8 protein-coding genes are annotated in these 12,620 nt (G+C 69.9%); 4 read left to right on the top strand and 4 right to left on the bottom strand.

Annotated features, from left to right (window positions below):
• Nucleotides 1–19 precede the first annotated feature (19 nt).
• Nucleotides 20–592, bottom strand: coding sequence for a hypothetical protein (locus tag J2Y49_RS20590; protein WP_310116813.1), 573 nt, complete (start codon nt 590–592; stop codon nt 20–22).
• A 258-nt stretch (nt 593–850) separates the two neighbouring features.
• On the opposite strand from J2Y49_RS20590, the gene J2Y49_RS20585 reads away from it, so the two are divergent.
• Nucleotides 851–1,753 carry a tetratricopeptide repeat protein gene (locus J2Y49_RS20585; protein ID WP_310116812.1) on the top strand — a complete coding sequence of 301 codons (903 nt, stop codon included), beginning with the start codon at nt 851–853 and terminating at the stop codon, nt 1,751–1,753.
• Between the two features lie 9 nt (nt 1,754–1,762).
• Here the strand turns inward: J2Y49_RS20585 and J2Y49_RS20580 are convergent, their stop codons facing one another.
• On the bottom strand, nt 1,763–3,016 hold the full coding sequence (locus tag J2Y49_RS20580; RefSeq protein WP_310116811.1) for a tetratricopeptide repeat protein: 1,254 nt from the start codon (nt 3,014–3,016) through the stop codon (nt 1,763–1,765).
• A gap of 109 nt (nt 3,017–3,125) precedes the next feature.
• Here J2Y49_RS20580 and J2Y49_RS20575 point away from each other — a divergent pair, with 109 nt between their 5' ends.
• The 3 genes from J2Y49_RS20575 (at nt 3,126) to J2Y49_RS20565 (ending at nt 7,812) form a co-directional block, all read left to right on the top strand.
• Entirely contained in the window at nt 3,126–6,707 is a 3,582-nt protein-coding gene (locus J2Y49_RS20575; protein WP_310116810.1) for a tetratricopeptide repeat protein, read from the top strand.
• A complete protein-coding gene (locus J2Y49_RS20570; protein ID WP_310116809.1) occupies nt 6,707–7,399 on the top strand; it encodes a tetratricopeptide repeat protein in 693 nt (230 codons plus the stop codon). Before J2Y49_RS20575 ends, J2Y49_RS20570 begins: the two co-directional genes overlap by 1 nt.
• A gap of 233 nt (nt 7,400–7,632) precedes the next feature.
• Entirely contained in the window at nt 7,633–7,812 is a 180-nt protein-coding gene (locus J2Y49_RS20565) for a YdcH family protein (protein ID WP_044551486.1), read from the top strand.
• 116 nt (nt 7,813–7,928) lie between these two features.
• Here J2Y49_RS20565 and J2Y49_RS20560 read toward each other — a convergent pair whose 3' ends face one another.
• Nucleotides 7,929–12,110 carry a tetratricopeptide repeat protein gene (locus J2Y49_RS20560; RefSeq protein WP_310116808.1) on the bottom strand — a complete coding sequence of 1,394 codons (4,182 nt, stop codon included), beginning with the start codon at nt 12,108–12,110 and terminating at the stop codon, nt 7,929–7,931.
• Nucleotides 12,107–12,556 (bottom strand): flagellar biosynthesis repressor FlbT, encoded by a 450-nt coding sequence (locus J2Y49_RS20555; protein ID WP_310116807.1) that lies wholly within the window; start codon nt 12,554–12,556, stop codon nt 12,107–12,109. Before J2Y49_RS20555 ends, J2Y49_RS20560 begins: the two co-directional genes overlap by 4 nt.
• Between the last annotated feature and the right edge of the window lie 64 nt (nt 12,557–12,620).

Genomic DNA, 12,620 nt, shown 5'->3' with positions numbered 1-12,620 from the left:
CCCTTGGGAGAGGAAGCTCTCAGATCACCACATTGACCCGCGCGGCGGACGTGCCGGTGGAAACGGCGGTGGTCGTCGCCGACTGTGACACAGACGCCGCCGCGGCGGAAGCATCAACACCGCCCGCCGAACCGGCAGCACCGCTGAGCCATCTGCCGCTGCCGATCGAGTTGCCGGCGGTCCCAAGTCCGGAAGCAGCCGCCCCGGCCGCCGCATTGCGACCGTAGGCCGCGGACGCGGCACCGTCGGGCCGGCCATTCTCCGGGCCGCCGCCCTGCGATCCGCCACCTTGCGCCCCACCGACCGTCAGTTTCAGCAGGGCGGCGCGTTCCGCGTTCTTTTCCTGCTGCTGGGCTTCCTTGTATTGCTTCAAGGCCGCTTCGGTCGGGATTTGCGAGACGGTCTTTCCATTCGCCGGATCACGGTACAGCATCACCAGCCGCGAGGCATCGGTGTCGTAGCTGTAGGCGATGGTCGGGAAACGGTTGACGAGAGGTTCCGCCTCCTCCGCACCGGCGGTCCTGCCGGTGGTGGTGGACGGAGTCCGGGTGCCTGCCCCACCATCGACGGCATCGCTGCCGCGGGGCGTCATGAAAGCGAACGGCCGTGAGGCCGTCGATGTGGCGGAAGCCACGTTCATGACCGGCTTACCCGAATCTGTGATAATCGGACATTAAATTACCGTAATCCCGGCACGCCGTAAAGGCTTTCTTTACTCTTATTTGAGTTTGCAAAACTAACCCGCATGGTGAAAGGGGAATACTCAATACGGGAGTATTCCTGCCTGAATCCGGGGCTGCCGTCGCGCGGACTTGCGGCCATGCCGTCAGGCGTCCTAAAGCGTTGCCCCATGGCCACGATCCTCGAAGCCCTGACTCTCGCGCTCGACCTGCACCTCGCCGGCCGTTTCGGCGAAGCGCAGGAACTGTATGCCCGCATCCTCGACGCCGAGCCGGATCAGCCCGACGCGCTGCATTACCTGGGCGTCCTGGCCGGGCAGATCGGCCATGGCGACTTCGGCCTAACCCTGATCGACAAGGCCATCGCCCTGCGGCCGGAGGCGGCCGACATTCGCGCAAACCGGGCGAACCTGCTGCGCGGCTTGAAACGGCTGGACGAGGCGGAGGCCGGCTATCGCTGCGCGCTGGCGCTACGCCCCGACTTTGCGGAGGCCTGGACCGACCGCGCTTTCGCCCGCCATGGCCGCGGCGATGCCGGTGCCGTCGATGTCGCGGCGGACCTGCTGGAACGCGCCCTGCGGATCGAACCGTCGCTGGAGCCAGCACGGGAGAAGCTGGTCGCCCTGCTGCACGCTCGCGGACGGCTGCGGCTGGAGACCGGACAGGTGATGCCGGCCCTGGTCGATCTGATCCGCGCGGCATCCCTGGAACCGCAGGACGCCGACATCGCCTTCCTGCTGGGCAATGCCCTGTTCGCGGCGGGGCTCCGGGCGGATTCGGTGATCGCCTTCCGCAACGCCCTGGCGCTGGTGCCCGATTTCCTGTCGGCGGCGTTGAACCTGGGCATCGCACTGGCCGCCACCAACCGCCCCGACGCCGCCCTGGTGCCGTTGCGGCACGCCGTCCGCATCGATCCGGCCCATCCCGCCGCACGCGACACGCTGGCCCTGGCGCTGCGGTCGCTCGGACGCGCCGCTGAGGCCGATGCCCTGACGGTGCCCGCCACGGAACCGGCAGCGGCACCCAAGCCGGCCGGCAAGCGCCCCTCCCCCCGCCGGTCGCGGAAGTCCTAGGCGGCTGACCTAGCCGGCAGGCCGTACGGCCAGAACCACCAGCCCCATCACCGGCTCCCCGCTTTCGAAGCGCAGCCGCTCATGGTCGCAGCGTCGAACCTCCAGTCCCGCTCCCGCCAGCGCGCCGCGCACATAGGCTTCGGCATGGGCATAGCGCCCGTGGGTGGCGACGCGGTGCGGGCGGGCGTCATCCGCCGCCAGCTCCTCGACCGTGAAGGCCAGCCGGCCGCCGGGGCGCAGCGCCGCGCGGGCCGCCGCGAATGCCTCGTCCAGCACACCGAAATAGCAGAACACGTCGGCGGCCAACACCAGGTCAAAGGCTCCCGGCGCAGTTGCAAGAAAGCCGACCAGTTCCGCCGCGTGCAGTTCGTCGTAGAGGCCGCGGGCACGGGCGCGCTCCAACATGCCGTCCGACAGGTCGACGCCGATCAGCCGCCGGGCGCGTGGCCTGAGCGAGGCCGCGCACAGCCCGGTGCCGCAGCCGGCATCCAGCACGTCGAGCCTGCCATCCGCCCTCTCGCCCGCCAGCAGCCCGGCCAGCAGTGCGGGTGCACGGTAGTCCAGCTCCGCCAGCTTGCGGTCGAACTCCTCCGCGAACAGGTCGAAGGTCTGGCGCACATAGTCGTCGGGCGCCCGCTGGTCGGCCTCCTCGCCGGCGATGGCGGCGCCGATATGGCGGGCCAGCGGGTTGCCGGGGTGGTCGCGCCGCCAGCGCCGGGCAAGCTCCGCCGCTTCCTCCGTGCCGCCCTGTTCGTGCAGCAGGTAGAGCACGGCGCCGAAATTGTCGTGGGCGTCCGCCCAGTCCGGCCGCAGCGCCAGCGCCAGCCGGTAGCACGCCGCCGCCTCGCCGAAGCGGTCGAGGTCGCGCCACAGGTTGCCGCGGTTGTTCCACGCCTCCGCATGCTCCGGCCGCAGGGCCAATGCCTGCTTGAACGCGTCCTCTGCCTCCGTCCGCCGTTCGGCCTGCCGCAGGACGGAGCCGAGATTGTAGTGGGCCATCCCCTCGTCCAGGCCATGCGCGATGGCGGCGCGGTAGGCGGCGGCGGCCTCGTCGAGCAGGCCCAGGGCGCGCAGGGCATTGCCGTAGTTGTTGTGGGTTCCGGCCAGCGTCGGGTCGGCGGCGAGCGCGCGGGCGTAGAGCGGCTCCGCCCCCGCCGGATCGCCGGCGGCGGCCAGCGCGTCGGCCTGCCGGCTGAGCCGGACCGCCGCCGGCAGTGCGCCCGCCCGCAAACCACCGCGCAAGGACAAGCGTGACCCGGCCATTGCGTCTTCCCCCGCCTTAAAACGTCGTCGATATCAATGGCATCTTTACCGTGATCCACCGATGATGGCACTCCCTTTGAGGGGCAGGCATCCAAGACGGGGCGGAACCGTGGCGAAGGACAGCAACAGGCTTGCGCAGGCGGTGGCGCACCATCAGGCCGGGCGCCTTGCCGAGGCGGAGCGCGGCTACCGCGCGGTGCTGTCCGCCGACCCGCGGCATGCCGACGCGCTGCACCTGCTGGGCGTGCTGTCCCTGCAATCCGGCCGCGCGGATGAGGCGGTCGCCCTGATCGGCAAGGCGCTGGAGCGCTCCAAAGGCGTTGCCGACTATTGGGACAATCTGGGCAGCGCGCTGTGCGCATCGGAGCGCGCGGCCGACGCGATCCAGGCCCACCGCACCGCCGCGACGCTCGACCCCGGCGGGGCGCAGCGGCGGCACAATCTGGGCAACGCCCTGGCTGCCCTCGGCCGCCATGACGAGGCGGAACGGGCGTACATGCTCGCGCTGGCGCTGAAGCCGGACTATGCCAAGGCCTGGTACAATCTCGGCAACGGCCGCGCTGCCGCCCGCCGCCATGCCGACGCCGCCGTCGCGCTGGATCGGGCGGTCAGGCTTTCGCCCGGCATGGCGGAGGCTCACAACAATCTGGGCGATGCGCTCGCCATGATCGGCCGGCTGGACGAAGCGGTCGCGCAGCACCGGCTGGTGACGCAGCTCAGGCCCGACGACGCCACCGCACATTACAATCTCGGCGCCGTCCTGCAGCAGAAAGGCGCCGATGAGAGTGCCGAGATCGCCTATCGGCAGGCGCTGAAGCGCAATCCGCGCCACAGCGCCGCGCTGAACAATCTGGGCAGCGTTTTGAAGCGGCTGGGCCGCCCGGATCAGGCCGAGCTGTGCCATCGGCAGGCGCTGGACCAGCACCCCGACTTCGTCGAGGCGCGCTACAATCTCGGCAACGCCCTGCAGGCGCAGGGGCGCTACGCGGAGGCGGCGGCCTGTTTCGAGGACGCGCTGGCGCAGCAGCCCGACCTTGCCACCGCCACCTACGGCCTGTCTCTGCTGGCACTTCGCCATGGCGATCTGCCACGCGGCTGGACGGGCTACGAGCGGCGTTTCGCCGCCGGGGAGGCGACGCCGGACCGCCGGATCGCAGCGCCCCGTTGGAAGGGCGAGGTGTTGCGCGGCAAGCGCCTGATGATCTGGCGGGAACAGGGGGTGGGGCACGAGATCCTGTTCGCGTCCTGCTATCCCGACGTCATCGCCTGGGCGGGCGGACCGGTCACCATCGAATGCGATCCGCGTCTGGTGCCGCTGTTCCGCCGCTCCTTCCCCAAGGCCACCGTCCGGGCCGAAAGCTGCACCGGTGACGCTTTCGGCGCCGGTCCGCGGGAGGCCATCGATCCGCCGGATTGCGACCTCCAGGCCCCGGCCGGCGACCTGCCGCACCGGCTGCGCGACAGCCTGTCCGCCTTCGAGCCGCAAGACCCCTGGCTGGTCCCCGACCCGGCGCTGGTGGAGCGCTGGCGCGCGCGGCTGGCGGCGCTGGGACCGGGGCTGCGGGTCGGCATCGGCTGGCGCAGTCAGGTGATGACGGTCGACCGCAAGGCCTCCTACGTGATGCTGGAGCATTGGGGGCCGCTGTTCGCCCTGCCCGGCGTGGTGTTCGTCAATCTGCAGCATGGCGACTGCGAAGCCGAGCTTGCGGCGGCTGAAGAGCGTTTCGGCGTGCGCATCCATCGCTGGGGCGACCTGGACCTCCGGAACGACTTCGACGGTGCGGCGGCGCTGACGGCGAATCTGGATCTGGTGATCTCGCCGGCCATGTCGGCGGGGGAACTGGCCGGGGCGCTGAGGGTGCCGGTCTGGCGTTTCGGCCACCGCGATTGGACGCAGCTCGGCACCGGCGTCCGCCCCTGGTTCCCGGCCATGCGCCTGTTCCAGCCCAACTCCGGCGAGGGGCTGGAGACGACGATGCACGCCATCGCCAGGGCCCTCCGCACTGCTTTGCCAGGGGGCGCTTTGCCGCAGCCTGCTCAGTCGCTCCCCCCACCCGCACCGCATGCCGCCCAGCCCCCGCCAGCCGACTTCGACGCCCTGCTGAACCACGCTGTCGCCTTGCACCGCGCCGGCCATGCGGCGGAGGCGGAGGCCGCCTATCGCGCCGCCCTCGCCGCCGATCCCGGGCGCGCCAACCCCGGTCATGCCGATGCGCTCCATCTGCTGGGGCTTCTTCTGCACCAATCGGGGCACAGCGCCGACGCTTTGGGCCTCATCGGCGAGGCGTTGCGGCTGGATCCCGACTTCCCCCATGCCTGGAACCATCTGGGCCTGATCCACGAGGCCGAAAAGCGGCATGCCGAATCCTCCCGCGCCTTCGCCCGCGCGCTGGCTCTGCACCCCGCCTTCCCCGAAGCGCTGACCCATCTGGGGCTTGCCCAACAGACCGGCGGCCATCAGACCGGCAAGCAGGTGGCGGAGGCCATGCGGCTGCACCGCCGCTCCATCGCGGTCCAGCCCGAGAATCCGCCCGCCTTCGCCAATCTCGGCCATGCCTGCGAGCTGGAGGGACGGAGCGGCGAGGCGACCGCCCATTACCGCCGTGCGCTGTCTCTCCAGCCGGACTCCGCCGACGCCCACAACAACCTCGCCACCATGGCGATGTTCGCCGGGCGGCAGGACGAGACGAGGCACCATCTGCAACACGCGTTGCGCATCGACCCTGGCTTCGCGCTCGCCGCCTGGAATCTCGGGCTGATCGACCTGACCGACGGCAGCCTCGCCCGCGGCTGGGATGGCTATGCCCGCCGCTTCTCCGCCCGGCAATTGCAGCGCGCCCGCAGGATCGACCGTCCGGTGTGGAATGGGGAGAGCTTGCACGGACGCCGGCTGCTGGTCTGGTCGGAACAGGGGGTTGGCGACGAGATCCTGTTCGCCTCTTGCTTCGACGCGCTGCAGGGACTGGACGGGCCGGTAACGGTCGAATGCGACAGGCGGCTGGTCAGCCTGTTCGCCCGCTCCTTCCCCGGAGTCTCGGTGCGGGCCGAAACCGCCGACGCTGCCGGACGGGAGACGGTGGACCCACCCGATTGCGACCTGCAGATGCCGGCCGGCAGCCTGCCCGCCCTGATCCGCGACCGGTTGGACCGCTTCCCGCCCCGTCCCGCCTATCTGCGCCCCGATCCGGAACGCGTCGCGCTGTGGCGGGACCGGGTCGCCGCCCTGCCCGGCCTGAGGGTGGGGCTGGCCTGGCGCAGCCAGATCGTCACAGCACAGCGCGCCGCCGCCTACACGGGTCTGGCCGACTGGCTGTCTCTGCTCGACCTGCCCGGTGTCAGCGTCGTCACGCTGCAATATGGCGACTGCGCTGCCGAACTGGCGCGGGTGGAGACGGCGACGCGCCGGCTGCATCGCTGGGACGACTTGAACCTGAAGGACGATTTCGAAGGGGTGTCCGCCCTCATCGCCAATCTGGACCTGGTGATCGCGCCGGCGACTGCGGTGGGTGAACTGGCCGGCGCGCTGGGCGTTCCCGTCTGGCGGCTGGGCACCCGCGACTGGACCCAACTGGGCGCCGGCGTGCGGCCCTGGTACCCGTCGATGCGGCTGGTCCAGCCAGCTCCGGGCGAGGGGCTGGCCGTTGCAGCCGTGCAGGCGGTGCGTGCGCTGATCGCGCTGGCCCCGGCCTGATGCCCGCCATCGGCACGCTGCTGGCGCGGGCCTTCGACCACCACCAGGCCGGCGGCTTCGATGAGGCCGAAGCGCTTTACCGCCATGTTCTGGAGAGCGATCCGGCCAGCACGGAAGCACTGCACCGCTACGGACTTCTGATTGCCCAACTCGGCCGGCTGGAGGACTCCGATGCGCTGCTCGCCCGCACCCTGGTGCTGGAACCCGCCGATGCGGAGGCAGCGGTCAACCATGCCAAAATCCTGCGCGCGCTGCGGCGGACCGACATGGCGGCTCGTCGTTTCCGCCATGCCCTGGTCCTGGCCCCCGCCCTGCTTGCCGCACAGGAAGGGCTCGGCCATGCGGAGCGGGAGCGCGGCGACGCCCCGGCGGCGGCAGGCGCCTATGGCCGGGCAGCACTGCTCGGTGCCGGTGCGGCCCTGCTGCATCAATGGGGGATCGCACTCGACGGCCTCAGCCGCTCTGGAGACGCGGTGGCGGCGCTGCGCCGGTCGGCCCAGCTCGACCCGACGGTTCCATCGGTCGCCGCGCGACTGGCTGCGATCCTCTACCGGCTCGGCCGCCATGGCGAGTCCGCATGGTGGTATCGCCGCATGCTGGTCCTCCAGCCCGGCCATGCGGAGGCCCGGCGCGCACTGAACGTCATCGCTGGGCGGGCCGTTGGACACGACGATGGACAAGATCAGGTATAACCCTTCGGGTCAAAGGGTGAGATGGCCTCCGGTTGGTGCTGCGCAAAGTGATTTCAAGATCCCACCCCTGCGACCCACTGTCATACAACCGAACGGTTGAGGCACTTTTTCGCATGGTTCGACCGCATGAAACGCAAGATTAGGGTTGTTCTGCGGTTCAGATGGGTGAACACTCATGTCACCGGCCCGTCACATTGTGGCGGGACACGGACTGATCCTATGGAGAGCGACTCATGCACACTGAAGCTCGCCTTTCGTCTCTGCAAGAAAAGCACATGCGCCTTGATCGCGCGATCCTCGACGAGGAAAAGCGGTCCTGGCCGGATGACAGCGCGGTGAAGCGCCTCAAGCTCGAAAAGCTGCACGTCAAGGAAGAGATCGATCGCCTGACGCGCTCCGGCACGATAAATTAATCCCCCCAATCACAGCATCGCCCCTGAACGGGGTTACGAAAGCCGGGTTGAGGCAATTGCCCTCACCCGGCTTTCTAATTGGCGGCTTTTCAACGGCGACTTTTACCGAACTCCGTTCAGCCAGCCGGCTTTTTGAGGCGCGACAGCTCCGACGCCACCGCCGGCAGCAGATCGGCAACCTGCTGCCCCGGGCGGGTCCAGAACAGCCGCATCGACGGGAACCAGGGCCGCACGGCCGTTCCCAATGCCGTCCAGTCTCCCGCCCGCGCCAGCCGCCAGACCGGGACGCCCAACGCCGCCGCCAGTTCGCCTGTCGAGGTGGCGGGCGCGATCACCAGATCCAACGCCGACATCAGCGCCGCGGTGCCGTCCAGATCGTTGCGCAGGTCGAGGTCGGGGAGCAGCCGCGGCGCTTGGCCGAAAGCCTTGGCCGCCACCGCCAGTTCCGTCCCGCAGTCGCCATATTGCAGGGTGACCGGAACGAGTCCGGGCAGGGTCAGCACCGGCCCCCAATCCTCGATCCGCGTGTAATCGGGCATGCGGTCCGGATCCAGTTGGCCGCTGCGCCAGGCGATGCCGAGCCGCAAGCCGTCGCCCAGCGCGGCCAGCCGCCGCCGCCATTCTCGCACCGCCGCCGGATCGGCCCGCAGAGCCGGTCCGACATCGGTGAAGTCGGCCAGCGCGCCCCCGAGGTGGCGCGACAACGAGCCGATCGCGGCATGGCAATCGACATCCGCAGCGGGTTCGTTCGACGATGCCGGACGGGGACGGACCGTCGTCTGCGGGAAGGACCGGGCAAACAGCGGGACGAAGCGCGGATCGCATTCCACCACCACATGCCCGGCACGGGCGATCAACTCCGGCAGGCGTTGCACGAACATCAACTCGTCGCCGATGCCCTGCTCGCGCCAGACCAGGATCCGCTTGCCCGCCAAATCCTCTCCGCCCCAGGCCAGCACGCCGGGGCGGCGGGCCGCCGTTACAAGATCGCGCGTGTCGAAGCGGCGGTCGTAGCCGCCCCACCCCTGCGCCAGCCGCCCCGCGGCCAGATGCAGCACCCCGCCGTTGAAGGCGGCGGAAGCGTGGCCGGGCTCCACCGCCAGGGCGCGGGCGCAGGAGAGGCCGGCCGCCGCATCCTCCCCCAGTTCACGCAGAAGCCTGCCGCGGTTCGCCAGCCCATCGGCCAATGCCGGCTGCAGCGTCAGCGCCAGACGCCCGGCGCGGTCCGCCGCACCCCCATGCCCGAGGCGCCGCAGAGCCACCGACAGGTTGATCCAGCCGGCCACCAATTGCGGCGCCCGGCGCAGCGCCTGGACATGCGCCTGCTCCGCTTCGCTCCAGCGGCCGAGCCGGGCCAGCATCGCGCCAAGATTGTCATGCGCCTCCGCCAGTTCAGGGTCGGCGGCGACCGCCCAACCCTGCACCCGCAGAGCGGCCCCGCTCCGCCCCTGGCCGTCCAGGGCGTTGCCGAGATTGGTCAACGCCACAGCGTCGGCCGGCTGGAGGGCGAGTGCCGCCCGGAAGCTCGACGACGCCTCCGCGGCCCGGCCGAGCGCCAGACGGACATTGCCGAGGCTGATATGCGCCGTCGCATATCCGGGAACGGCGGCCACCGCGGCGGCGATGCGCGGCTCGCCCCTTTCCGATGCACCCAACTGATGGTCGAGCAGGCCGGACAGGTGCAAGGCCACCGGATCCCGTGGTCGGCGGGCGAGCACACGCCCATAGAGGGCGGCGGCCCTGGCCGCGTCACCGCCGCGGTGGGCGGCGACCGCCTGCTCCAACAGATGGTCGGGGTCGATATCGGGAACCGGGTCCGGATCGGCGGCTTCGCCGTCTTCTGCCGCCACGCCGGCCGACGGACGGCCCCCGTCCGGACCAACTTTGTCCTGTGGCGAAGCGCAGTCGCGCAGAGCCTTGGCGATCCGCCCGAGCGCCGCCTCCAGACCCTCGCCGGGGTTTGGCTGGAACAGGCGCATGGCCGGGAACCAGGGGCGGACGCCGGTGCCGAGCTGCGTCCAATCGCGGTGGCCGAAACGCCAGACCGGCACTCCCAGCGCCCCGGCCAGTTCCCCCGCCGACATGGCCGGCGAGATCACCAGATCCAGATTCGCCGTCAGCGCCGCCGCACCGTCGAAGTCGTTCCGGAGGTCCAGGTCGCCCCAGCGATGGATGCGCACGCCAAAACGCTCTTCGGCCGCCGCAAGCTCGGCTTCGCAGTCGCCGTATTGCAGGTTGACGAACACCACGCCCGGAACGGCGAACAGCGGCCCCCAATGCTCCAGCATCACGTAGGAGGCCTTGCGGTCGGTCGTCATCACCTGACTGCGCCAGCCGATGCCGACCCGCAGCCCCGGTCCCAGCGCCGCCAGCCGCGCGCGCCAGCGTTCCACCAGCGCCGGGTCGGGGACCAGCCAGGGGCCTTGCGGTCCGAAGGCGGACAGGCTGTTGCGCAGCAGTCCCGGCAGGTCGCCGGCCGCCACATGGGCATCGACGTCCGGCGGTTCGATCAGTTCCCGGCCGGCCGTGTCGACCGACTGCTCCCGCACCGTCGCCGTTGGGAAGGAACGCGCGAACAGCGGCACCAGACGGCGATCGCACTCGATCACCACATGGCCGGCACGCGCAATGAGCGACGGAAAGCAGGAGGCGAACAGGATTTCGTCACCCACCCCCTGCTCCCGCCAGACCAGCAGGCGCCGGCCGGCCGGCGCCTCGCCGCGCCAGGGCGGAACGGCAAGCCGCCGGCTCACATACCCTTTCGCCCGGAAGCGCCAGCGGTAGTCGTCCCAGCCGCCGGCAAGATCCCCGCCGGCGAGCCGCAGCAGGCCGCGGTTCAGATGCGCGCTGCCCAGTGCCGGATTGATCGAGAGGGCCAGCGACATCCAGGGTTCGGCGGCATCCGCATCCTGGCGATACTGCCAGATCAGCATACCAAGATTGCCGGCGGCATCCGCATTGCGGGCGTCGATCGCCAGCGCCCGTCGGTGGGCCGCCTCCCCCTCTTCGATACGGCCGCGCATCTGCAGTGCCAGACCATAACCGGTCAGCGTCTCCGGCCGGCCGGGGTTGATCGCCAGCGCACGCCGGTACAACCGCTCCGCCTCGGCCAGATCATCGCGGTCCAACCGCCGGCTGGCCATATTGGCATAGGCCTCTACATTCCTCGGTTCGGCCGCCACCGCACGACGATAGAGATCCTCGGCCGCATCGGCCTGCCGCATGGCGCCGTGGACGCCGGCAAGATTGATCAAGGCCTTCCCATAATCGGGACGCAGCCGAAGGGCGCGGCGGTACCATCGCGCCGACGGCTCCGGATCGGCGTCGGGGTCGTACCGGTTCTCCAGCGCGGTGCCGTGGTTGTTGACCACCATCGCGTCGTCCGGGCTGAGCGCCATCGCCCGGCGCAGGACCGGCGCCGCCGCGTCGGGATCCCCCAGGTCGAGCAGCGCCACGCCCAGGTTGTTGCAGGCGCCCTGCATCGTCGGCTCGCGCCCCAGCGCATGGCGAAGCCGGGCGACGGCCTCCGGCAGGCGGCCCAAGCCCTGCAACGCGGTGCCGAGCGTGAAATGCAGCAGCGCGTTGCCGCCTTGGGCCTCCGCAGCAGGCGCCAGGACGTCGTGGGCTTCCCCATAGCGCCCCTGGGCGTTCAGCATCACGCCCAGTTCGACCAACAGTTCCTCGTCCGCCGACGCATCGACAAGCGCGCGCCGCAGGCAATCCTCGGCGTCCGGATGGCCCAGCCCGCGCAGGCAGATCGCCAGATGCCGCCACGCATCGGGATAGGATGAGTTGGCCTGCACCACCGCGTAGAATGCATTGGCCGCCGGCGCTATCCGGCCCAGTTCCCGTTGCAGGATGCCGTAACTGAAGCGGGCAGCGATGTTGTCCGGCCCGTAGGTCAGGGCGCGGACATAGTCCTCGACCGCCTCCTCCCGCCGGCCGAGCCGCCGGAGAACCGTTCCGCGGTTGTTGTAGGCTTCGACATAATGGTCGTCCTGCCCGATCGCCCGCGCATAGGCGTCCAGCGCATCGTTCAACCGGTCCATATCCGCCAGGATATTGCCGAGACTGTTCCAGGCCACCGGGAAATTGGGCTGCACCGTCAGCGCAGCCCGCAAGCGCTTCAACGCCGCGGCAGGCAGCCCGGCCTGGTGGATGATCAAAGCCGACAGGTGCAACGCATCGGCGTTCGCCGGATCACCGACCAGGATCCGGCGATAGAGGCCCAGCGCCTCTGCAAGCCGGCCGGCCCGATGAAGCGGCAATGCGGCGTCGAGAAGTTCGGCGGTGGTCACGGCATCCGATCGTTTGCCGGTGCATCGTCGTCGTCGTCGCTCGCCCCGCCGTCAGCGGTTCCGCCATCGCCGGCGCCGCCATCGCCGGACTTGAACATCTTGCGGCAGAGTTTCAGCGCCCGGTAGTAGTTGCGGGCCTCTACGAGGCGTTCGATCTCGTCCAGCGTCTTGGCGGCATCGGGCCGCGCCTGGCGCGTTTCGTCAAGGATCGATGCGAAGCGCTGGAGATTCAGCGTCGCATCTTCCGGAAAGATGTAGACGAGTTGGATGACGAAATAGAGCTTCTTCTCGATGGAGTCGATCTGCTCTTCCTTCAGGACTTCGCGCCCTCTCAGGAAATTTGCGGTGTTGTAGAGAAAGAATGAGCCCGGACGGTCGCCGGCACCGATGACGGCGCCGTTGATGATGACCTTCTCATTGGGACGAAGAACGAACTTGAGCGGCATGAGTGCGGAACCCGGGGCTTGCGGACCCTTGCCGTCCGGCCTTTGCCGACCCGGTCGGGCCCAA

The sequence above is a fragment of the Azospirillum sp. BE72 genome, assembly GCF_031455875.1.
Lineage (GTDB): Bacteria > Pseudomonadota > Alphaproteobacteria > Azospirillales > Azospirillaceae > Azospirillum.
Note: the sequence above shows the minus strand (reverse complement) of the source record. Positions and strands in the feature narration are given on the sequence as shown.

Excerpts from the sequence above, each read along its gene's own strand:
- J2Y49_RS20590 (WP_310116813.1), bottom strand. The coding sequence starts at position 592 with ATGACGCCCCGCGGCAGCGATGCCGTCGATGGTGGGGCAGGCACCCGG.
- J2Y49_RS20585 (WP_310116812.1), top strand. The coding sequence starts at position 851 with ATGGCCACGATCCTCGAAGCCCTGACTCTCGCGCTCGACCTGCACCTC.
- J2Y49_RS20580 (WP_310116811.1), bottom strand. The coding sequence starts at position 3,016 with ATGGCCGGGTCACGCTTGTCCTTGCGCGGTGGTTTGCGGGCGGGCGCA.
- J2Y49_RS20570 (WP_310116809.1), top strand. The coding sequence starts at position 6,707 with ATGCCCGCCATCGGCACGCTGCTGGCGCGGGCCTTCGACCACCACCAG.
- J2Y49_RS20565 (WP_044551486.1), top strand. The coding sequence starts at position 7,633 with ATGCACACTGAAGCTCGCCTTTCGTCTCTGCAAGAAAAGCACATGCGC.
- J2Y49_RS20555 (WP_310116807.1), bottom strand. The coding sequence starts at position 12,556 with ATGCCGCTCAAGTTCGTTCTTCGTCCCAATGAGAAGGTCATCATCAAC.